Raw genomic sequence first — 23,878 nt, 5'->3', positions numbered from 1 at the left:
ATTTAAACTTTAAAAATTATCCTCTTCTCAATACTTCGTCAATCATTCCGTACTCTTTAGCTTCGTCAGCGATCATCCAATAATCACGCTCACTGTCTTTGTGCACTTTGTCAAAAGTTTGTCCTGAATGGTGCGAAATAATGTTGTATAATTCGTCTTTTAATTTCAACATCTCACGTAAATTGATTTCCATATCTGTTGCAACACCTTGTGCTCCTCCAGATGGCTGGTGAATCATTACTCTTGAGTGAGGCAATGCAGAACGTTTTCCTGCAGCTCCTGCACACAATAAAACTGCTCCCATAGAAGCTGCCATTCCTGTACAGATTGTTGCTACATCTGGTTTAATGTACTGCATGGTATCATAAATTCCTAAACCTGCATAAACACTTCCTCCTGGAGAGTTTAAGTAAATTTGAATATCTTTTGAAGCATCAGCGCTTTCTAAAAATAACAACTGAGCCTGAACGATATTAGCAATCTGATCGTCAATACCAGTTCCTAAAAAGATAATTCTATCCATCATTAATCTTGAGAAAACATCTAATTGAGAAATATTCAACTGACGCTCTTCAATAATATATGGAGTCATGTTTGTTGGCGTCATTGCAGCTACGATTTTATCGTAATACATTGCGTTTACTCCTTGGTGCTTTGTAGCAAATTTTTTGAATTCTTTACCGTAGTTCATATTTTTAGTTTATAAAGTTTGAAAGTCTATAGTCAGAAATTGACTAAAACGAATTAAACAAAGTTCGTACCTTTTTACAAGAGATGCCAATTTGTCTTCTTTTTTAAGATGCTAAGATTCTAAGCTACTAAGGTTCTAAGTTTTTTTTTCTAAGAAACGTTTACCAACTTGAAACTTGAAACAAAAAAGAACGTCAACAGAAAGAAAATTCCATTGACGTTCAAATATAATTATTTTTATCTTTCAGTTTCTGTAATAAAATCTTAATTTTTAAAAAGTATACTTCTTAACTTTCGACTTTAGGACTTTTGACTTTCAGACTAAATTTATTCTCCGTAAGAAGCAGCGATAAATTCTTCGTAAGTAACCTCTTTAGTTGTTGGGTTAGCTTTTTCTTTGAAGATGTCTAACATTTTAGCTGCTACAACTTGCTCAGAAAGTCTTTTCACTTCGTCTTGGTTAGATAAAACTCTAGCCACGATTCCTTGAACTTCTTCGTCAGTTGGGTTTGTTTGACCAAATTGAGCCATTTGCTGTCTGATTGCGTTTGATGTAAACTCTTTCAAGTCATCAAATGTAATTTGGATATTGCTTTGAGCTAAAGCTTTTCCTTCGATTAATTGGAAACGTAATCCTTTTTCAGATCTTGCGTATTCAACCTCAGCTTCTTCTGCCGTTAATTTTTTCTCACCTACAGTTTGCAACCATTTTTTAAGGAATTCAGCTGGTAAATCGAATTTTGTGTTTTCGATTAAGAAATCCTGAACATCTAATAATAATTTTTGGTCAGCTTGCTGAGCGAATTGCGCTTCAGCATCTTCTTTAATTTTAGATTTTAAATCTTCTAAAGAAGCTACTTTTCCTTCACCAAAAAGTTTATCGAATAATTCTTGGTTTAATTCAGCTGGCTCAGAACCGTTGATAGCGCTGATAGTGAAGTTTACTTCAACATCTAAACCGTGAACACCTTCGTGACCAACTTTTAAGTAATCCATTAATTGGTGATCGTCTTCAAATAAACCTTTTGTGCTTACTGTAACAACATCTCCAACTTTTTTACCTGTGAATTGTTTTTGAGCTTTTTTGCTGAATGTATCAACAGAAATTGTAGTTGTATTATTGATTCCGTTTGCTTCGTTTGAGAAAGTTCCAGTTAAGTCAGATTTTGCATCAGAAACTTCTTGAGGAACTGCTTTTCCAAATTGTTTTTGGATACGCTCAACTTGTCCGTCGATTAATTTATCGTCAGCAGTAACGATGTATTTTACGATATTATTTTTAGCTTCAAGATCAATTTCGAAGTTTGGCACTAAACCAATTTCGTATTCGAAAGTTAATTCTTCAGCATCCCAGTTAAAATCTTCGTTTACTTTAGCAAGAGGAGTTCCTAAAAGATTTAATCTTTCAGATTGAATATAACGCTCTAAAGCCAAATCAACTACTTTTTTGATCTCTTCTTGCTTAATAGCTTTTCCGTATTGTTTTTCAACAAGATCTTTAGGCACTGCCCCTTTTCTAAATCCTTTTACTTGCGCTAAAGGCATTTTTTCGTTAATTCTTTTTGCTACTTGACCTTTATAATCCATATGAACAACGTTCATAACGATTGTCTCGTTTACAGCGTCTATTGCTACTCTTTTAATATCCATCTTCTTCTTTAATTTACATAATAAAATTGGGTTGCAAAATTATAAAATTTTTGCAACCCAACCAAGTTTTTAATCTATTGTATTTGAAGCAGTTTTAATCTGCTGCATTTGTTTTATTTATCGTCTCCAAGTATTTTATAAGTAAGAGATTGAAGTATAGACAAAATAATGCTGAAAATTAATGCCGTCCAAAACGAATCTACTACAAAACCGCCTACGATCTTAGTTGATAATAAAATAATTATAGCGTTGATTACCAGTAAAAATAAGCCTAATGTAACAAAAGTAACCGGCAAGGTTAAAATCACTAAAATTGGTTTTATAAAAACGTTCAGCAATCCTAAAACTACTGCGACAATTACAGCCGTACCAAAACTAGCAACATGAACCCCAGTCAAAATGTTAGATAATAATAGAACCAAGGCTGCAGTAACAAGGAGTCTAAGTAATAATTTCATAGTTCTTCAGGTTTAAAATTTATTTAAAAGTAATAAAATTTTTATCAAAAACGACTACTCTTTTAAAAACGTAGCCGTCAATTCAAAAAACATTTTCGGATTTTCTGCATGAAGCCAATGTCCAGCGTTTGGAATAGTTTCCAGTTTTAAATTTGGAAAATGCTTGCGAATTTCATCAATATCAGCATCTTGAATATATCCAGAATTCCCACCTCTAATAAATAATGTCGGATTATTAAAAACTAAATGATCTGCCAAAGGTTTTCCAATCGCATCGAGATTATTATTAAATGCTTCAAGATTAAACCTAAAAGCCAATTGTCCTGGCTCTTTCCAATATAGATTTTTTAGCAAAAACTGACGTGTTCCAAAATCCGGAACATATTGTGACACTATTTCTTCTACATCATTTCGGCTTGGTTTTGCTGAAAAGTCAACAGCATTTAATCCTGCTAAAATATCTTGATGATGCTGTTTATAAAATCTCGGACCAATATCTGCTACAATCAATTTATCTACAATTTCAGGATGAGTTGTTGCAAAAAGCATTGCCACTTTTCCTCCCATAGAATGTCCTAGAATATCAATTCTGGTTAGATTATTTGCCTGACAATATTCGTAAACATCTTGAACCATGGCTTCATAACTCCATTCGTCTGAATGAAAACTGCGACCGTGGTTTCGTAAATCTAAAATATGAACTTGAAATCCAGCTTCTACATATTGTCCAGCAAGAGTTTTCCAGTTATCAGACATTCCAAGAAATCCGTGCATGATGATAAATGGCTTTCCCTCGCCTTCTATTTTTGAATATAACATTTGTATTGGTATTAATATCTTTTACAAAGGTAAAAAAGTTATTGAGCAAAAAAGAGTCAAAAACATAGCTATAACACATTGTAAGATATTTAATACAAAAATATTTTACTTTTTACGGTTTTCCGTAAGGTAATACGTTTTAAAAAAACTATTTTCGCACCAAAATCAAGCATTAAAGTCTTGATTTAACAAACTAATTTAAACACCAAATCATGATTAAAAAACTATTTTTATCATCATTGGTTCTTACTCAACTTATGGTTTCATGTTCTAGCGACAATAGCAGTGACGAAATCATACCAGAACCAAAACCAGAAAAGGAGCTAACACTAGAAGAACAAATTGCTGCATTATTAAAACAGCCTTATTCAAATCTTACTCCTGCACAGCAAAAAAATAAATTTGAAGCTGAAGCTAATGAAATGCTTGTTCAATTGGACAAAAGCAAAAGCTCTGGAGCAATCGAAGCTATTAAAAACTTAGGCCGTTTGTTTAGCCTTAAACATATTGATCTTTTTGACGGAAAAAGTCAAAATGGTGTAGAAGAAGTTTTAAACATTTCTGGTGTTTATGGTATATACACTTGGGATGATGCTAAAAAAACATGGATTAAAACTGCTTCGACTACAGAATTGAAATTCGTTTTCCCTGCAAAAGAAGGACAAACTACAAACAATGCGGTATTAACATCCAAAAGCACGTCTTCAAACATTAAATTTTCAAATGTTGACACTTATTCTGACTGGGGTTACAATTCAGAAACTGGGGAATATGGACCTATTACACCTTCTGTGCAAGATTGGTTCTATTTACCTTCAACTGTAGATGGCCTTTTAACTATTAATGGTACTGAAGCTGCTACATTTACTTCAAATGCAAAATACTCAAGCCAAAACAAATCTCCTGAAGATTACACTTATAAATTAACCTTAAATGATGGTTACACTTGGGAAATGAGTGGTAAAAAAGGTGTAGAAACCACTTCGAATGCATTATTTACTTATAATGGAAAAAACTTAATTAACTTTAATGTTACAAGTAGTGCTGAAATCGATAAATTAATTGAAAACATTGAATTAAGCCAATATAAAGGAAAAGCAAATACCCTGATTTCAATAATGGATAACTTTATTATTATTGGTAATACAGATTTGACTGCTGATGCTGCCGATAGAGAAGCTTTATTCAAAAATAACACTCGTCCAGCACATCCTGACGGTCTAAATCCTAATAGTGATTTCAAAGCTTATTATACAGCCTTGAATGCATATGAGAAAAAAATCTCTGAAGGAGAGGCTGCAAGCTTTAACAAGAATACAAAATTATCATTAGTTTCTAAAAAAGATGGAACTAAAATTGCCGATATTGTTTTACGCTCGCAAAAAGCTGGAGATGATTATCTTGTTAGATTGCCTGTTTGGAATGATCAAGGAAAATACTGGACATGGAGCTCTAATGGCGAGCTATTTGCACAACCTTATCTTGACGAAGTAATTTATTTGAAATTCAATGATAATACAGAAGCTGCTTTGAGCGTTTATTTCTCTGAAGGGTTTGATGCGCTACGTTCTAAATTTACAGATTTCACAAGTGCTTTTCAAACAAAAAATAAGTAATAAGCTATTTTAACAAAAAACAAAGCCGATTTGAATGTCTCAAATCGGTTTTGTTTTTTTAGGAGGTGTTTGAACAATTATATTACTTTGCCCGTATCCTGCCCAAATACCTATTCCTCCTTTTATATTCGATTTTAAACTTGTATTTGATGGATAAATTGGATTTTTGGCATTAACAATCTCGTTTTGCCAGCTATTCCAGAAATCTAAAGATTCTTTGGTTTGAGTTCGTAATTTTACATGAATCAAATCTCCATCATTAAAATTCGGTGTAAATTTAGTTTTAGGGAACAATAAAATTCCTCTGTTAATCTGCATTTCAATTGTAGGACTTTTGAAATTTTTATCATCTAAATTACCGTAAAAAGAAGGAACAAAAATAGGTTCTTCTCCTTCAACTTTTGTTGCAATTTGATAATAGTTTTTTTCAGATACTGGATCATCAAATTTGACAAAAACATATCCAGTCGTATCTGTCGCACTTTGCTTTATGTATGTTGCATTTCTAAGTTTTACCGATTTCGGAATGGCCGTGCTTGCTTCAACAACGCGGTTCAAATATTCAATTTTAATCGAATATTCTTTTCCTGCCTCGCCCATCAATGTGGAGCCAAAATATACAAATGGAGGAATACGGTTTTTATCGTTTTTCACTCTTAAAATTTCTGAATTTTCTCCATCAGAAATTGTAATTTTTGCAGATCTAATGACATGATTTAAAACGTTTGTAGAATCAATAACATCTGCTACTGGAATACTGCTTGACAGTAAAACATTGGCATAATCACCTTCTTCAATCCATCCTTCTACCACTATTTTAGATTCCATATTTTTTTGTTCATCGAAATTATCACTGGAACAGCTGACTGCTAATAACCCAAAAACAAACAATAGATATTTTTTCATCAGATCTTAAAATTTAAATCTCCAGCTAACTGAAGGAAGAATTCTATATAAAACTTTCTCATCTTGCTTTACTACAACTTTATTTTTATCCTCATTTACCTCGACATCCAAAACAACATAAATAGGATTAGAAACATTGAAAGCATTGTAAACCGAAAAATTTAGAGCGCTTTCTTTCTTTGCACTTCTTATGAAATAGTAATTTACAGAAAAATCTGTTCTGATATAATTTGGCATTTGAGCATTATTATATCCTGAATACTCTTTTACAGGGTTATTATTTACAAAATACCACAAGGTTGGCATTGTAAATCTATTTCCAGAACCAAATATTTGAGTTATTCCAAAATTCCATTTTTTATTCAAATCATACATTCCAACTACTGAAAGATTATGGCGTCGGTCATATTTTGCGAAATACGTATTACTATTATTCAGTTCATCAAAGTTTCGCTCTGACCAACTTAAGCTATAGCTTAACCAGCCTGTAAATTTCCCATTGCTCTTTTTTAACATCATTTCAAATCCGTACGCCTTGCCTTCTCCAACATACAAATCATTCTTTAGAGTTGTAATTTCATTAAACTGAGTGATTCCATAAGGATACTCAAGTAGATTTTTCATCGAACGATAAAATCCGCCAAAAGAAGAAGAAAAATTTCTGCTAATATTTTGATTTGATCCAATAGAAAACTCATTAGAAGACTGGGGTTTAATTCCGTCAGAACTCGCAATCCAAAAATCAGTAGGAATACCAACACTCGAAGTTGTGATCAGACTCAAATATTGATATTGTTTATTGTAAGAAGCATAAAACGAATACTTTTCGTTTGCATAATAATTCAACACTGCACGCGGCTGAAGATGCAAATACGAATCTGATCCCGAAATATAGTAATTCATTCGAAGTCCTAAATCGGCTATTAGATTTTCAAATAATTTCGGTTTAGCGCTCACAAAAATTGCTGCTTCGTTTGCATCAATTTTTCTTTGAGAATAATTATCGCTTGTTGCCAGATTTTCGACATTTATTTTTTGAGGTTGCAAATCATGATAAACATATTGCAATCCCGATTCGAATGGAATATTATGGATTGAAAATTTTACTGAATTTGCAACCCCTAAGTCCTTTACATAAGAAGAAACTCCAAACTGAATTGTTGCCTGCTCCATATTTAAATCATTCAAATATTGACTGAAATAAACCGTATTGGACATACTTACCTTAGACGAAAACACTGTTGTTAAAGATGGAGATACTGTAAAATTACTCCACTTCAAATCGGTAGTAAGGGCAAAATTTTCATCTTTTATTTTGAGTTTATCAGAACTGTAAAAAGCATTTAAAGAAAATAAATTCTTCTCAGAGATTTGATACAAAAAAGTAACATTCGCATCAGAAAAACCATATTTCATATCCTGAACATCATTGCTTGAATCAGATTTTAGCAATGGCCCCACAACTTCGTCAATATAGGTTTTTCGTCCAGAAATATAGAATCCGTTTTTGTCAGTTATAGGAACTGCTAAAGTTACCTGCGATGCCAGAATTCCAGCATTCCCTTGAATAGAAAACTCAGAAGGAAGTTTTTTATTGGCATTTAAAAGTGTTGTAGAACTCAAACGTCCGCCATATTTTGAGTTTGAACTCGATTTATCAAATTCAACATCTTTAATATGATCTGTATTGTAAAAAGGAAATATCCCTAATAAATGCGAAATTCCATAAATTGGAGTTTCATTATATAAAATCGCATTATGACCCGGATCACCACCACGAACATACAAATAACCATTTGCGTCTCCAGAGTTTTGCACTCCAGGCGTTAACTGCAAAAGTTTGATCACATCTGTTGTTCCTAAAAGTGTTGGAACAGTGTTTAATTCTTTTAAGTTAAAAGAAAGTCTTCCGCCAGATAAAGTTTTGATTTGATTTTTTTTACCACTTGAAACGATTACCTCTTTTAACTGAGAAATATCTTTTTCTAAGACTACAGTAATCACAGTATCTTTTAGGATATCGAACTGAATAGTTTTTGAGATAAAATCAGAATGATTGACTTTTATAACAAGCCTGCCAGAAGAAATGTTTTCTGAAAAATTTCCTAAAACATCAGTAGTAACATTCCATTGTTTTTTATTTACTTCTAAAAAAAGATTTGCTCCAACAAGATTTTGGCTGTCAGAAGATTTTATATTTCCAGATAGCTTTACGGTCTGTGCAAAGAGGCCCGAAAAGGAAAATAAAAAAAAGAAAACAATAGATTTTGGCACTTGATTTTAATAAGAAAAGTGCGAAAATAAACAATTATAACCCAATTATCTCAGGTTATAATTGTTTTTAATTTTGAATATTATTTCAATTTATTCAGATACATATTGACAGTATTATCTAGACCAAGGTAAAGCGCCTCTGAAATTAAAGCATGACCAATAGAAACTTCTAGTAATCCAGGAATATTTTGTTTAAAAAACTTGATATTATCCAAACTTAAATCATGGCCCGCATTGATCCCTAAACCTAATTCGTTTGCCAATTTTGCAGCTTCAACATAAGGATCAATTCCTTTTTCATTCCCTAAACTATATTGATGCGCAAAAGATTCTGTGTATAATTCAATTCTATCCGTACCCGTTTTCTTTGCTCCTTCAATCATCTCTAAAATTGGATCAACAAAAATCGAAGTTCTAATTCCGTTTCTTTGAAATTCTTGAATAACTTCAGTTAAATAATCTTGATTTTTGATGGTATCCCAGCCTGCCGAAGATGTAATGGCGCCAATTGCATCCGGAACCAACGTTACTTGATCTGGTTTGCATTCTAAAACTAAATCAATAAAATTATGCTGCGGATTTCCTTCAATATTATATTCTGTAGTAACAATTGCTTTTAAATCGCGTGCATCTTGATAACGAATATGACGCTCGTCTGGACGTGGATGAATTGTAATTCCTTGTCCGCCAAATCGCTGAATATCGACAGCTACTTTTAATAAATCGGGAACATTTCCGCCGCGAGCATTTCGAAGCGTTGCTATTTTATTGATATTAACACTTAATTTTGTCATATAAATAGATATTAATTCTAGTAATCTTATATTTGTTACGACAAAAATACAAAGTAAAACAGAGCGGTTTTCGGTATTTTTTGATTATTTTGCATCAAATATCCTCAATTGATTTATGACAGAAATTACAAACTATATCACAAACGATTTCAGAGCGATTGACAGTCAAGAAACGATAGCTTCGATTCAGGACTTTTTTATCGATGTAAATTTTTCTCATTTTCCGATTTTAGAAGATGGTGTCTTTATTGGAAGCATCTCTTCTGACGATGTTGAAACATTTGACATTGAAAAAAAAGCAATTGATTACAAATATACTTTAGAACGTTTCTTTGCTAGAAAATCGATGATTTGGCTAGATGTTCTAGAAGTTTTTGCAAAAAACCACACCAACCTTCTCCCAATTCTTGACGAGAATAATAACTACATAGGTTATTATGAAATGGAAGACATCATGAAGTTTTTTCAAGAAACTCCATTTTTAAAAGAACCTGGCGCCATTATTATTGTTCAAAAAGGCCTTTTGGATTATTCTATGAGCGAGGTTACACAAATTGTAGAAAGTAATAATGGAAAAGTTTTAGGATGTTTTGTTTCTGAGGCCGATACAGAAAATGTTCAGATTACTGTAAAAATTGGTCTAGGAGCAATTAATGAAATCATTCAGACTTACAGAAGATATGGTTATGAGATCATTTCTGAACATCAGGAAGACACCTACATCAACAGTTTAAAAGAACGATCAGATTACTTAGACAAATACCTTAATATATAAGTTATGAATATGCCAATGGGAAAATTAGTTAATTAAATGATTTTCGCATTCCCCAATTATCTAATTAACACATTGACAAATTCTCTAATTTAACAACGAATGAAAATAGCCATTTACGGACAATACTATCAGAATAGCACTGAACCTATTATAAAAGACATTTTCAATTTCTTTAATGCCAACAACGTAGAAATGGTAATTGAAGAAAATTTCCTGAATATGCTTTATGAAAAACAGCTTGTAAAAAAAGAATACAAAACTTTTTCTCCAAGTACTGCTTTAGACAATAGTTTCGAAATGCTTATTAGTATTGGTGGCGACGGTACAATTTTAAGAGCTGCCGCTTTTGTTCGTAATTCGGGAGTTCCTTTATTAGGTATAAATGCCGGAAGACTAGGTTTTCTAGCCAAAGTTCAAAAGGAAAATATCGATATTTTACTTCAATATGTTATCGATCAAAATTATACAACTTCAGAGCGTACTTTATTAGGAATCACATGTGAACCTTATAATGAAGCTTTCAAAGAGCTTAATTTCGCTATGAACGAAGTTACCGTGAGCAGAAAAGATACCACATCGATGATCACAGTAGAAACGTACTTGAATAACGAATATCTAAATTCATATTGGGCTGACGGATTAATCATTTCAACACCAACTGGCTCTACAGGATATTCTTTAAGCTGTGGAGGGCCAATTTTAACACCAGATGTCAAGAGCTTAGTTATTACGCCAATTGCCCCTCATAATTTAACTGCCAGACCTCTTGTTATTCCTGACGATACCGAAATCACATTGCGAGTAACAGGAAGAGAAGACCAATATTTGGTTTCCCTAGATTCACGAATTTCTTCGGTAAAAAATGAGTCTGTTTTAAAAATAAAAAAAACAGATTACAAAATTAAAATGGTTGAAATACCAGGCGAAACCTTCTTAAAAACCTTAAGAAACAAACTGCTCTGGGGAGAAGATAAAAGAAATTAAAACTCTTTTCTGATTCTTCACTATACGATAATACCACATTTTCTCGTTCTGCATGTAGTGAATCATCATTAAATGGCTCAAAATCATAACGTAAATTGAAAAAAAAGCACATTTAACTAAAGGAACTTTGATTCGTATCGATAATTATTATATTTGCACGCAATTTTGAATTAAATGAAGAAAATTTTTAATTTATTGTTATGTTTTTTCCCTCTTATTACACTAAATGCTCAGATAAATGAGATTGGTGTTTTTCTTGGCGGAAGCAACTTTGTAGGCGATGTTGGAAAAACAACTTATATCGCCCCAGAAAAACTAGCTTTTGGTGTTCTTTACAAATGGAATAGAAGTCCGAGACACTCCTGGAGATTTTCTTACACACAATCTAACATTAGCGGAAATGACGTTAAATCAGACGAAACAGGGAGAAACCAAAGAGGCTACCGTTTTGACAATGACATAAAAGAGCTTTCTGCAGGATTAGAATTCAATTTTTTCGATTTTAATTTACACGATTATCATACAAAAGTAACGCCTTATGTTTTTACAGGATTGAATCTCTTTGTTTTTGACAACTTATACAGATACACTTCAAGCCCAAACGTAATATATGCTCAAAAAAACCGCAGTTCTGTAGCGATACCTATTATATTAGGTGTAAAATCGAATATATCGCCACGCTTTATACTAGCAGCTGAAGTTGGTGCACGTTATACTTTTACAGATAACATAGACGGAAGCAATCCAAATACAAGCAATCCAAATATTATGAAATTTGGAAATTTAAATAATAATGACTGGTATATTTTTTCTGGTATGACTTTAACATATACCTTTGGAAAAAAACCATGCTATTGCGCATACTAGAAAATGAATTTAATAGAATCAATAGATCACACCAACTTACCTAAACACCTTGCCATTATCATGGACGGTAATGGACGCTGGGCAAAACAACAAGGTTTTTTGCGTGCTTTTGGTCACGAAAATGGCACAAAATCTGTAAAAGAAATCATTAAAACCTCAGCCAAACTTGGAATTGAGTATTTAACCCTATATGCTTTTTCTACTGAAAACTGGAATCGTCCAAAATTGGAGGTTCAGGCATTAATGAAAATATTGATCAATTCATTAAAAAAAGAACTTGTTACTCTACAAGAAAACAATATCAGACTTAATGCAATTGGAAATCTTGATAAATTACCAAAAACAGCCCAAAAAGAACTTTTGGATGTTATGGAAAAGACTAAAAATAATACTCGTTTAACCCTTACCCTAGCTTTAAGTTATGGCTCCAGAGAGGAACTAGTAAATGCTGTAAAAGCAATTAGTGATAAAGTTAAAAATAATATAATTTCAATAGACACTATTGACGATTCAATTATAAATGAGCATCTTTACACGCAAAATTTACCAGACGTAGATTTATTAATACGAACAAGTGGAGAACATAGAATAAGTAATTTTTTGCTGTGGCAGATTGCCTATGCAGAATTGTATTTTACTAATGTCTTGTGGCCAGACTTTAAAGACCAAGATTTATATGAGGCTATTATTAGTTATCAAAAAAGAGAACGTAGATTTGGAAAAACCAGTGAACAAATTAAATAATTTTTTAGTGTTGCAAAAAAAAATACAAATAGTCCTTACCCTTTTACTTTTGGGTAGTTTTTCACAAATTAAAGCACAAGAAAGAGTTCCTTTTGATCAAGGAAAAAAATATATTCTAGCTAAAGTTTCTGTTGTTGGTAAAATAAGCTTCAATGAACAGACTGTTGTTACCTTTTCAGGACTTCAAAAAGGTCAGGAAATTACTGTGCCTGGAGAAGAAATCAGTAGTGCAATTAAAAAATTAGGAAAACTGGGACTTTTTGACGAAATCGCTTTCTATGTAAACAAAATAGAAAACGACAGTATCTATCTAGACTTAGATATCATTGAGCTCCCTAAATTAAACGAGGTTAAAATCGTTGGTGTCAAAAAAAGCAAAGTCGAAAGTTTAATTAAGGATAATAACCTGACAAAGAATAAAATTGTCAACGAAAACTTGATTACAACCACCAAAAATTATATCGAAAACAAATACAAAAAAGAAGGTTTTTATAACACAAAAGTTACTATAACCAATACTCCTGATACTATCAACGGGCATCAAGTTAATATGCTTATTAGAATAGACAAAGGAGACAAGGTAAAAATCAGCAATATTGATTTTATCGGAAATAAGCAACTTACAGATACGCAGTTGCGTGCTGCAATGAAAGATACCAAACAGAAGAACTTCATTCGCGTATTTAAAGCATCTAAATTTATTCCTGAGAAATACAAAACTGACTTAGAGAAAGTAATCGCTTCCTACAAAGAAAAAGGATATCGTGATGCACGTATTATTTACGATTCGGTACAATATAATAAGAAAAAAAATACACTTGCCATTAAGATTAATGTTGAAGAAGGAAACAAATATTACTTCGGAAATATTAAATTCTTAGGAAACACAGTTTACTCAGATCAGCTATTAAACCGTTATTTAGGAATCAAAAAAGGTGAAACTTATAATGGAATTTTACTTGAAAAAAGAATCGCTGATAAAACAAAACCAGACGCAGAAGATATTACGAATTTATACCAAAATAATGGTTATTTGTTCTCAAACATTAATGCTGTAGAGGTAAAAACAGTTAATGACACTATCGATTTTGAGATTAGAGTAACAGAAGGTCCTATCGCTTATTTCAACAAAATTACTGTTGTTGGAAACGACAAAACAAACGACCATGTTATTTATCGTGAGTTAAGAACTAAACCAGGAGAAAAATACAGTAAAGAACAATTGGTTAGAACAATTCGTGAGATTGGTCAATTAGGTTTCTTTGATCCTGAGGCAATAGACCCTAAATTTAAGAACGTTGATGCTGGAGCTGGAACAGTTGATATTGAATATAATGTAGTAGAAAAAGGATCTAGCCAAGTCGAGCTTCAAGGAGGTTATGGCGGTGGAGGTTTCATTGGTACATTAGGACTTTCATTTAACAACTTCTCCGCACGAAAAATGTTCGACAAGGAAGCTTACAAGCCTTTACCAATGGGAGACGGACAAAAAGTAGCACTTCGTTTACAAGGAAGCACCTATTTCCAAACCTATAGCTTATCTTTCTCAGAACCTTGGTTTGGAGGAAAGAAACCAGTACAATTTAGCTCATCTATTTCATACAGTAAGCAATTTCTTAACAATTATATTACCAGAACTGTTGATAAAAGCAAAAGTTTTAATATTTTTACAGTACAAGTTGGTTTAGCAAAAAGATTAACAGTGCCAGATGACTACTTTGTATTATCACAATCTTTAAGTTATCAGCACTACGACCTAAACAATTATAACACAGGTTTGTTTACTTTTGGTAATGGTGCATCTAGAAACTTAGCTTATACTATCGGACTTTCAAGAAGCAATAAAGGGGTAAACCCAATATTCCCAACTTACGGTTCAGAATTTAGTATTACTGCAAAAGTTACACCTCCATATTCATTATTTAATGGTATTGATTATGGCGATTTGAAAAACCAAAAAGAATATAAAACACAATATACCGGTGAAAACAGATCAGATGATTATCAACAACCTCTTAATAATGGGGATTATTACAAAACTGATAGTTCAGGGAAAATAATGAGTGTTGGTTCTGATTATGCAAGCGCTGATACAGATGTAGCAAAAGTCGATCAGAAAAAATATAACTGGTTAGAATATTATAAAGTTAAATTTAAAGGTGACTGGTATACTAAAGTTTATGGAAAACTAGTATTAAGAACCCTTACAGAGTTTGGTTTCTTAGGAGCTTATAACCAAGATAGAGGTGTAATTCCGTTTGAGCGTTTTTACTTAGGAGGTGATGGTATGGCCAACTACTCAATGGATGGTAGAGAGACTATTCAGTTGAGAGGTTATCCAAACAACTCTTTGACTCCTGTAAATGCAAATGGTGATGCAATTGGAGCAACAATTTACAACAAGTTCTCTATGGAGTTACGTTACCCAATTACATTAAAGGCATCGGCATCTATTTTTGCCTTAACGTTCTTAGAAGCAGGTTCATCCTATCCGACGTTTAAAGATTACAACCCATTTGACTTAAGTCGTTCTGCTGGTGCTGGTTTACGTGTATTCATGCCTGCATTTGGATTATTGGGTATTGACTTTGGTTACGGATTTGACGCTCTTCCAGGACAAACAAAACCTAATGGATGGGAAACACACTTTATCATTGGGCAACAATTTTAGTGAAATAACGTTTGGTTAAAAATCATCAAATAAAGTTATGTTATGAGAAAACAATTTTTATTTATATTTTTAGCCTTGATTGTAGCAAATACAAGTCAGGCACAAGGTAAGACTACTCGAATTGGCTACATCGACATGGAATATATTTTAGAAAATGTTTCCGATTATAAAGAAGCCAAATCACAATTAGAGCAAAAAGCTCAAAAGTGGAAACAAGAAGTTGAAGCAAAAAAATTAAATATAAATAATTTGAAAGAAAGCTTAAAAACAGAAAAAGCTTTACTTACAAAAGAATTAATAGAAGAAAGAGAAACAGAAATTAAGTTTCTTGAACAAGAAATGATGGACTACCAGCAGAAGCAATTTGGCTCTGATGGAAATCTAATGAGACAGAAGGCAGCTTTGGCAAAGCCTATACAAGATCAAGTTTTTACTGCTGTGCAAGATATAGCAGAAGCAAAAAATTATGATTTTGTTTTTGATAAATCATCAGATCTAACCATGCTTTTTAGCAATAAAAGATTTGATATCAGCGATCAGGTTTTAAGAATCCTAAACCGTACTGAAAAACGTGAGCAGCTGACTAAAAAACAATTGAAAGAGCAAGAGGCTAAAGAGAACATTGAAAATGCAATTGACGAAAATCCAGCAATGGCCGATCGCCAAAAAGCACTTGACGAGAAAAAAGCTGCTAGAGAAAAGCTAATTCAGGACAGAAAACTAGAGCAGGAAGCGAAGCGAAAAGAATATGACGATAGAAGAAAAGCGCTGCAAGAAGAAAGAGAAGCTAAAAAGAATGGCACGGTTTCTGGAACAGCTCCTGCAACAGCAGTTCCTGCCGCAACAACAGATGCTGCCAAAACAAGCTCGACTGCTAAAACTGCAACGCCTACCGCTACAGGAGAAACACCTGCCGGCGAACAGCCTGCAATGACAAAAGCAGAAGAAAGACAATTACTTTACGAACAGCGTAAAAAAGAATTGGAAGAAAGAAGAAAGAAAATTTTAGAAGAAAGAGAAGCGGCTAAAAAAGCAAAAGAAGCCCAAACGCAAAAAACAAATACGACCAATAATTAATTAATATTTTAAAAATGATGAAACAAATCAAAACTTTACTAATTGCTGCAATTCTTATTTTAGGAGCAAGTAACACAATGAACGCGCAAGCGAAGGTAGCCCATGTTGATGTAAGCGAGATCATGTCGAAAATGCCTGCTATGCTAGATGCTCAAAATCAACTGCAAAAATTAAGTGGTACATATGATGCTGAATACAAAAAAATGGTTGATGAATATCAAGTAAAAATTAAAAAGTACGAAGCTGAAGCTGCAACTGTAACAGATGCTGTAAACGGTGAGCGTTCTAAAGAAGTGCAAGATATGCAAAAGAGAATTGTTGATTACAGAGACAATGCTCAAAAAGAATTACAACAAAAAGAAACAGATATCGTAAAACCTTTAATGGAAAAAGTTAGAGCTTCTATCCAAAAAGTTGGAAAAGCTAAAGGCTTCCAATACGTTTTAGACGGTTCTACTTTACTATTAGCTGATGGTCCAAACATCACTGCTGACGTTAAAAAAGATTTAGGATTCTAAGAAATTAAATCCCATAATTTAAACTGCTCAATTTGTATAATTTGAGCAGTTTTTTTTTACAAAAAAATAAACCTAATCTTTGGTATTATTTCAAGATTTCACTTAACTTAGAATATGGAATTTTTATTAAAAAATATTAAATTTGCTTTATGATAAACAATAATCCTATAGGTGTTTTTGATTCTGGTATTGGCGGAACTTCCATTTGGAGCGCCATCCATGAACTTCTTCCAAATGAAAAAACCATTTATCTGGCTGACAATAAAAATGCGCCTTATGGCCAAAGAAGCAAAGAAGAGATTGTTGCATTAAGCAAAAAAAACGTAGAGTTTTTACTAGAGAATAATTGCAAACTTATTGTTGTTGCCTGCAATACGGCCACAACAAATGCTATAGTAGAACTGCGTGCAGATTATGATGTTCCGTTTGTTGGAATTGAGCCTGCTATCAAACCAGCCGCAAACAATTCTCAAACTCAAGTTATCGGAATTCTAGCTACAAAAGGAACACTTAATAGTGAGCTATTTAATAAAACTGCAGAGATGTTTCACAACACCAAAATCATTGAACAGGTCGGACACGGACTTGTACAGCTTATTGAAGATGGTAATTTGTACTCGCCAGAAATGACACAATTGTTAGAATCATATCTTCAGCCCATGATTGAAGCTAATATTGATTACTTGGTTTTAGGATGCAGCCACTACCCTTACCTAATTCCTCAGATAAAAAAAATTCTCCCAGATCATATTAAAATAATAGATTCAGGAGAAGCTGTTGCGCGCCAGACTAAAAATCTTCTTAAAGATAAAGTTGGTTTTTCTGAAAGTGCAGATACTGAACCTATATTTTATGCTAATTCTAACCCTAAAGTTTTAGAGTCAATATTAGAATATAAATATCCAGTAATAATAAAAGATTTTTAAATTATTATTCAAACTTTCGCTTGACGAACCAAATTCCGTCCAATGATAAATTGAGTGATATTTTATGGTAGTTTTCTTTTATTAAATCATTTGCGATTCTCCCTTTCTGCCCGTAAGAATAGGAAATGTTAAGTGACGAAAACGTGTTGTCAATTGGCAGATTTAATCCAACAGAAATAGATGCACTATTTACACGCTGTTTGTCAATTTCGAGATAACCGTTATCAAAATTCACACCTGCCGCGTACCCAACTCTATCCCAATATCTTCTAACATTCTTATTGGCGCTATAAGTTAATCCTAGTGCAAAACGATCTTGATTTACAAATTCCCCATAAAGTTCAGATTGATTGGTGCTTTTCCAAAAGCTTTTTTCGTAATCTAAAGTCAAATTCAGATTATTTTTAAATCGCTTACTAGCCCCAAAACCAATTTCTAATGGCATATAATAATCGTCGGTATCTGAAGCCTTATCGGTTTCTATAGAAGATTCTACTTCATCTGCAATACTTGTTACAGATTGTACTTTGGAAGCATTTATTCTTGTAGGAACTTTGAATGTTGTTCCAATTGTAAATGTAGAATCTATTTTAAACTGACCTCCTAATGTAGCACGAACTCCTCTATAATCTGTTTGCTTATGAATGGTAGTAATAGCATTCGAAATTAAAAAAGAACGGTCATCAACCGTATTTCCAAAAAGTACTGTTCCTGTTACTCCAACGGTCAATTTTTTCCCAAATCGATATCCATAAGAAAAATCTAAATTATTTAAACCTCCCGAACCTTGCGCTGTAACATAATAATATTCCTGACTGTCGGCTATTGGAAGTTTTAAATTAGAAATTTTAAACACTGAACTAGAATAGGGCCTAAGTGCCAAACTAAAACCCGAATTTTTCGTAACCGGAAAAGCAAAAGCCAAATGAGAAAACTGAAAATTATTTCGCTTTTCTTCACGATTACCGCTCTGATAAGTTGTGGTGATCGCTTTTCCTCCAATATCAAAAAGAAAATGATTCTGATACATGAAGCCTAATGAAGCGGGATTTAAATTATTGATAAAAGTATCTGAAGGTAAAGCAATTCCAGAACCGCCAATTGAAGACAAATAGCCAAAATCTGAATCAAACAGACTGCCTACGCCATAAAGCGAATACGGAGAACTTGAAATACTTTGAGAAAACGAAGTCAGCGACATCAAAAGGAAGCAGCTCCATAAAACAATTTTATTTTTCATTTAATAAGAGATGTAATAAATTTTCAGCTGAATTTTATTGTTGACATGTTTTTGATCACCTAGAACGATTCTGTTTACAGATTGTGCAATTCCAGGCAATGTCAAAATAAGCGATGACCTTGAATCAGATTGTTTTAGCATTTCCTTTTGAAGAAAAGCTCCGACTGAAATTGAATATGCCACATTTTCGTTAAATTCATCGGTGCTTTTGCTCAGCTTTCCATAAACTGAAGAGCCAGCGGCATTTAGAAGTGTTCCACTTATTCTATTTAAATTATCTCCCACATAAACAGTTAGCGAATCAGCTAGAGGATATTTCTCTGAATAAGTATTATTAATTGGTTTGAGAATTAATTCTGCATCGACAATAGCGCCATTTGCCGAAATATTCTTAAACTGTTTTATATTTGGAAAATCGACCCGACAAGCAACACCTGTTCCAGATTGTATAAATCCCTGATTATTGAGCAATGTGCTGGATAATGTTCCCGTGGATACTGGTAGATTTTGCAGTATCGTTCCTGTTTTATCTAGCGAAATAGAATTGAACTGCTTAGAGGCATCTAAAATTGAAAAATCGATTATATATGGCGTTTCATTGTCTGTTTGATACTTCGAATAATACAATCGAACTTTACTTTCAGAAGCACTAAATCCGATAACATTGGAAGAACTTGAATTTTCTGGAACCAATACAAATCCCTTCAGATATTCTGTAAAGCTGTCAAAATCTGTCACTTCTCTTTTCTTTATTTTTTGAAAAAGAGCTTCTCCAAATTCTTTACTCATTTGAATATTGATCGAATCTTTTTCCCTCGGCCTCGGTTTATAAGATATCGTACCCAAACTTTCTGGACTATAAGTCAGCGTTGAGTTATTATAGAAATTATTATCGTCTTTGTTTGGCTTAACTTTTTGAGTTAATCTATAAATGTTAAATGTCTGGACTCTAGTAGTATCTCCATAATAATATTTATCGTACTTAAGAATCATAGAAATAGAATCAAAAACATAATTCACCGATTCTGTATCTGAACCCACGCTAGACAAAGCATAATTACTAGTAGAAAGCTGAAAATAACTATCCGATTTTACTTTTCCGAAAATAGGATCATCGTAATTTCCTATTAGAATTCTACCTCGGCTAGAAGTTGCCAATGAATCAAAATTAATTGTTGACATATTGACTGTCACCGTATCAATCAAAATCACTTTATTGCTTAAAGCCAAATAATCTGACCCAACAGTAAATTCTCCAGTGTCTGTATCTGTACCGCATGAAAATAAGGTCAGTACAAAAAGCAGTATCAATATAAACTTGTGCATAATCTAATTTTTGAGCAAATATAAATTGCACACTTTGGCAACACACTATAACATATACTACTGTGCTTTTTTAGGCTACAAACTGCATAAAACAATCTATAATCTAAATTCTATTCTAAAATTTTAATTCGACCGTAAAAACGACGATTTTGTCTATCAAAACACGTCATATATATATCTTCTTTTTTTTAAGGGCTCCATCCATCTAATTTTGAGCCAATAAAATAAATAATGAAAGTACGGTTTTTAATTTGTTCTCTTTTTTTGATTTCATTTTTAGGTTTAAAAGCTCAGGGAAATTTTAGCGCAGCTGTTAATTTTAAAACTGAGCCAACAGAAAAGATAAATTTTAGCGAAACAAACATTGCTGTTTTTTATCAGAAAAAAATAGGACCAAAAAGCAAAATAGCGAACACGTTAGAATATTCTAATCTGAAGGTGAATTACGAATTGAATTCCTATAATTTTTATGTCGATCAGGACAAATTCAATCAAGTTCAAAACAAGTTCGAATATTCATCTGAAATAGCAGAAAAAACAAAATGGAAGCTTTCAGTTATTCCAACAGCAAATTTTCAGAGTAAACTGGATTTTTCAGATGTTACTGTTTTAGGAAGTTTAGAAATCAGTCAGCAGATTAGTTCAAAACTGAGTGTAACTGCTGGAGCTGGCCGAACATCAATTTTTGGAGCACCAAAGATTACGCCGATTGTTGCTTTTGATTATAAAATGAATGAGAAAACCGATTTTAGAATTGGATTCCCAGATTCGAAAATTTCTTATTCAAACAATGATCGAAACAAATTCAGTCTGACAAATAGTTTTAATGGAAACTTTTATCATTTAGACGAAACATCCAGTATAGATGACAATGCCGAAAAAGCCATTTTATCGCAAATGACTTCGGCCTTAGAATACGAAAGAAATGTTGGAGGCAATTGGTTTTTACATTTTAAAGCCGGTTATGATTTCAACAAAAAGTACAATTTACTTGACAGCAACAACCATAAAATATACGACTATAATACCGGAAATGGTTACGTTTTAGGAATCGGGATCAAATACAAACAATAAATATTAAATACACTATGATTAATCTAAAAAAAGGAATTTTATTCGCAGCGCTTTTTTCAAGCCTCTTTTTTATAAGCTGCAGCAATGACGATGACGATGATGATTTGGTAGGAAACTGGATTAAAAAATCGGCCTTTGATGGCCCTGCAAGATCTAGTGCCACAAGTTTTGTTATTGGAGATTATGCTTATGTAGTTGGCGGTTATACGGGCGATGTTTATTTAAAAGATCTATGGGTTTACAACTCAAATGGAGATTATTGGGAACAGAAAGCTGATTTTGGTGGTATTGGAAGAAGTTCTGCTTCTAGTTTTTCATTAAACGAAAAAGGATATGTAGGTCTTGGTTATGATGGAACAAACAAACTGAAAGACTTTTACCAATATGATCCTTCTGCAAACAGCTGGACACAAAAAACAGATTTTGCAGGAACAGCTCGTTACGCTGCCGTAGGTTTTCAAGTTGGTGGCAAAGCGTATTTTGGAACAGGTTATGACGGAAATTATTTAAAAGATTTTTATCAGTACGATGATCAGGCCAATACTTGGACACTTGTAAATGGCTTTAGCGGTAACAAAAGACGTAATGCAACTGTATTTACAATTGCAGACAAAGCGTATTTGGTAACTGGTGTGAACAATGGCGTTTATCAAGAAGATTTCTGGGAATTTGATCCAGCAACAGATGTTTGGACAAGAAAACGTGATATCGATAAAGATACAGATGACGATTACAGCTACAATGACGATTATGCTATTGTGCGTTCTAATGCTTCTAGTTTTTCTATGAATGGCTTAGGATATGTTGTAGGAGGTGAAAATATCAAAACAGTTTGGGAGTATAATCCATCAACTGATTTATGGACAGAAAGAACTCCAATGGAAGGCGCTACAAGAACTGATGCTGTTGGTTTTGCCATCAATAACCGCGGATTCTACATGCTAGGACGAATTGGCTCCACTTACTTTGATGATGCTTGGGAATTCAAGCCATTAGACGAACAAAGCGATGATGATAACTAAAATTAAAAAATTCTTCTGGAATACTATCCAGAAGAATTTAATAGTTCTTGCACTTTTTTTACTTTTTACTGCCTGCGCAAAAAAAGAAGCTTTAACAACCGCATCTTTTAAAACAAATTCTGGATGGGGCTATATGATAGCTTACAAAGAAAAAATTGTAATTAAACAGTCTATCATTCCAGTGATAAGTGACACTAAAAGTTTTGATACAGAGAGCGATGCTTTGAAAGTTGCTGATTTAGTAAAGCAAAAACTCAAACAAAACTTATCTCCAACGGTAACCAAAAATGAACTAATTTTATTAAAAATAAAATTGTAAATGCAGATCGATACCATTAAAAATACAGGCTACAACAAAATACTATTCCATTTTATGATATGGATTTTCTTTATTTTGACTTCTCTAATTCAATTTTACGAAAGTCCATTTAAGCTAGACAACGATTTTTACGCCCAATGGCTTTCTGGAATTTTATTGTTTTATCTGAACTATTTTTATTTGGTTCCAAATTATCTGCTGCAAAAAAAATATTGGCTCTACGGCGCATTTGCTATTGGTCTGATTGCACTATTTATGGCAATACGATTAAATTATTTTGTTCCTGAATTCAGACATTTAAGACCCGAGAAAATGATGCATTCTGAAACCATTATTCGTGACCCCCATTTTTTACCAAGAGATGGTAAAATGCATCACAGAATAGAAATGAGACAGCCACTTTTTTTTAAAATTGCTCCTTCATTTTTCTATATTCTGATTATTACAATCTCAGCCATTATTAGAACATTGACTGAATTTTACAATAATCAGCAAAATAAACTGATTGCCGAGACTCATCGAACAAATACTGAATTGATTTATTTGCGTAAACAAACCAATCCGCATTTTTTATTTAATTCCTTAAACAGTATTTATTCTCTCGCACACAAAAAATCTGATTTGGTCCCTGATGCCATCGTAACCTTGTCTGAGCTTATGCGGTATATGCTGTATGAGACCGACAACAAAACGGTGGCTTTAGAAAAAGAGGTCAATTATATTCAGAATTATATCGAATTGCAAAAGCTGCGATTAAACAATATTGAAGACATTGTAATCAATGTTCATGGTGATACTAAAAACAAGTTTATTGAGCCTTTACTATTGATTTCTTTTGTAGAAAATGCTTTTAAATATGGAACTGATTATAAAGGCGCTGCTCACGTAAAAATCAAGATCCTAATTACAGATCACAATCTTGACTTTTGGATTGAAAATACCATTGAAAATTACGTGAAAGATCCTGAAAATTCAGGAATTGGATTGGTAAATATCCAAAACCGTCTTGATCTGCTTTATCCAAATGCACACGAACTGACCATTACACAAGATGATAACTATTACCGAGTTCATTTGAATTTAAAGTTAGACGAAATTAAAACTGCAATACACTAAAGAAAACTGATT

Annotated in this window: 22 protein-coding genes; 13 read left to right on the top strand and 9 right to left on the bottom strand. The window is 32.9% G+C overall.

Annotated elements, in window-relative coordinates; genetic code table 11:
* Window positions 1-16: 16 nt before the first annotated feature.
* From clpP to DM397_RS06045, 4 genes are all read right to left on the bottom strand, one after another.
* Entirely contained in the window at window positions 17-691 is a 675-nt protein-coding gene (gene clpP, locus DM397_RS06060) for an ATP-dependent Clp endopeptidase proteolytic subunit ClpP (protein ID WP_111376679.1), read from the bottom strand.
* 326 nt (window positions 692-1,017) lie between these two features.
* The gene (locus tag DM397_RS06055) at window positions 1,018-2,340 is read right to left on the bottom strand and encodes a trigger factor (protein WP_111376678.1); all 1,323 of its coding nucleotides are present in this window, start codon (window positions 2,338-2,340) and stop codon (window positions 1,018-1,020) included.
* Between the two features lie 113 nt (window positions 2,341-2,453).
* Window positions 2,454-2,798: a phage holin family protein gene (locus tag DM397_RS06050; RefSeq protein WP_111376677.1), complete on the bottom strand. Its 345-nt coding sequence runs from the start codon at window positions 2,796-2,798 to the stop codon at window positions 2,454-2,456.
* A 54-nt stretch (window positions 2,799-2,852) separates the two neighbouring features.
* Window positions 2,853-3,617 carry an alpha/beta fold hydrolase gene (locus DM397_RS06045; RefSeq protein ID WP_111376676.1) on the bottom strand — a complete coding sequence of 255 codons (765 nt, stop codon included), beginning with the start codon at window positions 3,615-3,617 and terminating at the stop codon, window positions 2,853-2,855.
* 212 nt (window positions 3,618-3,829) lie between these two features.
* On the opposite strand from DM397_RS06045, the gene DM397_RS06040 reads away from it, so the two are divergent.
* A complete protein-coding gene (locus DM397_RS06040; RefSeq protein ID WP_111376675.1) occupies window positions 3,830-5,233 on the top strand; it encodes a hypothetical protein in 1,404 nt (467 codons plus the stop codon).
* 39 nt (window positions 5,234-5,272) lie between these two features.
* Here DM397_RS06040 and DM397_RS06035 read toward each other — a convergent pair whose 3' ends face one another.
* The 3 genes from DM397_RS06035 to DM397_RS06025 form a co-directional block, all read right to left on the bottom strand.
* Window positions 5,273-6,139 (bottom strand): DUF4249 domain-containing protein, encoded by an 867-nt coding sequence (locus DM397_RS06035; RefSeq protein ID WP_111376674.1) that lies wholly within the window; start codon window positions 6,137-6,139, stop codon window positions 5,273-5,275.
* Between the two features lie 6 nt (window positions 6,140-6,145).
* A complete protein-coding gene (locus DM397_RS06030) occupies window positions 6,146-8,413 on the bottom strand; it encodes a TonB-dependent receptor plug domain-containing protein (protein WP_111376673.1) in 2,268 nt (755 codons plus the stop codon).
* 80 nt (window positions 8,414-8,493) lie between these two features.
* Window positions 8,494-9,207 carry a pyridoxine 5'-phosphate synthase gene (locus tag DM397_RS06025; protein ID WP_111376672.1) on the bottom strand — a complete coding sequence of 238 codons (714 nt, stop codon included), beginning with the start codon at window positions 9,205-9,207 and terminating at the stop codon, window positions 8,494-8,496.
* A gap of 115 nt (window positions 9,208-9,322) precedes the next feature.
* Between DM397_RS06025 and DM397_RS06020 the strand changes: the two genes are divergently transcribed.
* The 8 genes from DM397_RS06020 to murI all read left to right on the top strand — a co-directional run bounded on the left by DM397_RS06020 (window position 9,323) and on the right by murI (window position 17,769).
* Entirely contained in the window at window positions 9,323-9,982 is a 660-nt protein-coding gene (locus DM397_RS06020) for a CBS domain-containing protein (RefSeq protein WP_111376671.1), read from the top strand.
* 99 nt (window positions 9,983-10,081) lie between these two features.
* Window positions 10,082-10,966, top strand: coding sequence for an NAD kinase (locus DM397_RS06015; RefSeq protein WP_111376670.1), 885 nt, complete (start codon window positions 10,082-10,084; stop codon window positions 10,964-10,966).
* 174 nt (window positions 10,967-11,140) lie between these two features.
* Window positions 11,141-11,833, top strand: a complete 693-nt coding sequence (porG, locus tag DM397_RS06010) for a type IX secretion system protein PorG (RefSeq protein WP_111376669.1) — start codon at window positions 11,141-11,143, stop codon at window positions 11,831-11,833.
* 3 nt (window positions 11,834-11,836) lie between these two features.
* Window positions 11,837-12,577: an isoprenyl transferase gene (locus DM397_RS06005; protein ID WP_111364908.1), complete on the top strand. Its 741-nt coding sequence runs from the start codon at window positions 11,837-11,839 to the stop codon at window positions 12,575-12,577.
* A complete protein-coding gene (gene bamA, locus DM397_RS06000) occupies window positions 12,510-15,248 on the top strand; it encodes an outer membrane protein assembly factor BamA (protein WP_111376668.1) in 2,739 nt (912 codons plus the stop codon). The genes DM397_RS06005 and bamA overlap by 68 nt, the downstream gene beginning before the upstream one ends.
* A gap of 42 nt (window positions 15,249-15,290) precedes the next feature.
* Window positions 15,291-16,325 (top strand): OmpH family outer membrane protein, encoded by a 1,035-nt coding sequence (locus DM397_RS05995; protein ID WP_111376667.1) that lies wholly within the window; start codon window positions 15,291-15,293, stop codon window positions 16,323-16,325.
* 14 nt (window positions 16,326-16,339) lie between these two features.
* On the top strand, window positions 16,340-16,843 hold the full coding sequence (locus DM397_RS05990; protein ID WP_170830271.1) for an OmpH family outer membrane protein: 504 nt from the start codon (window positions 16,340-16,342) through the stop codon (window positions 16,841-16,843).
* A gap of 149 nt (window positions 16,844-16,992) precedes the next feature.
* Window positions 16,993-17,769 (top strand): glutamate racemase, encoded by a 777-nt coding sequence (gene murI / locus DM397_RS05985; RefSeq protein WP_111376666.1) that lies wholly within the window; start codon window positions 16,993-16,995, stop codon window positions 17,767-17,769.
* Window positions 17,770-17,773: 4 nt separating this feature from the next.
* On the opposite strand, the gene DM397_RS05980 is transcribed toward murI, so the two are convergent.
* Window positions 17,774-19,009 carry a PorV/PorQ family protein gene (locus DM397_RS05980; protein ID WP_111376665.1) on the bottom strand — a complete coding sequence of 412 codons (1,236 nt, stop codon included), beginning with the start codon at window positions 19,007-19,009 and terminating at the stop codon, window positions 17,774-17,776.
* On the bottom strand, window positions 19,010-20,335 hold the full coding sequence (locus tag DM397_RS05975; RefSeq protein ID WP_111376664.1) for a DUF4270 family protein: 1,326 nt from the start codon (window positions 20,333-20,335) through the stop codon (window positions 19,010-19,012). It lies immediately after the preceding gene.
* A 231-nt stretch (window positions 20,336-20,566) separates the two neighbouring features.
* On the opposite strand from DM397_RS05975, the gene DM397_RS05970 reads away from it, so the two are divergent.
* The 4 genes from DM397_RS05970 to DM397_RS05955 are packed head-to-tail and all read left to right on the top strand — an operon-like array spanning window position 20,567 to window position 23,866.
* Window positions 20,567-21,409, top strand: a complete 843-nt coding sequence (locus DM397_RS05970) for a DUF6268 family outer membrane beta-barrel protein (RefSeq protein ID WP_111376663.1) — start codon at window positions 20,567-20,569, stop codon at window positions 21,407-21,409.
* A gap of 14 nt (window positions 21,410-21,423) precedes the next feature.
* Window positions 21,424-22,431, top strand: coding sequence for a Kelch repeat-containing protein (locus tag DM397_RS05965; protein WP_111376662.1), 1,008 nt, complete (start codon window positions 21,424-21,426; stop codon window positions 22,429-22,431).
* Window positions 22,418-22,750 (top strand): DUF4907 domain-containing protein, encoded by a 333-nt coding sequence (locus DM397_RS05960; protein ID WP_111376661.1) that lies wholly within the window; start codon window positions 22,418-22,420, stop codon window positions 22,748-22,750. Before DM397_RS05965 ends, DM397_RS05960 begins: the two co-directional genes overlap by 14 nt.
* Entirely contained in the window at window positions 22,751-23,866 is a 1,116-nt protein-coding gene (locus DM397_RS05955; RefSeq protein ID WP_111376660.1) for a sensor histidine kinase, read from the top strand.
* The last annotated feature ends 12 nt before the right edge of the window (window positions 23,867-23,878 follow it).

It is taken from the genome of Flavobacterium nitrogenifigens, assembly GCF_003254565.1.
GTDB lineage: Bacteria > Bacteroidota > Bacteroidia > Flavobacteriales > Flavobacteriaceae > Flavobacterium > Flavobacterium nitrogenifigens.
This window is presented reverse-complemented; position numbering and strand designations above follow the sequence as displayed.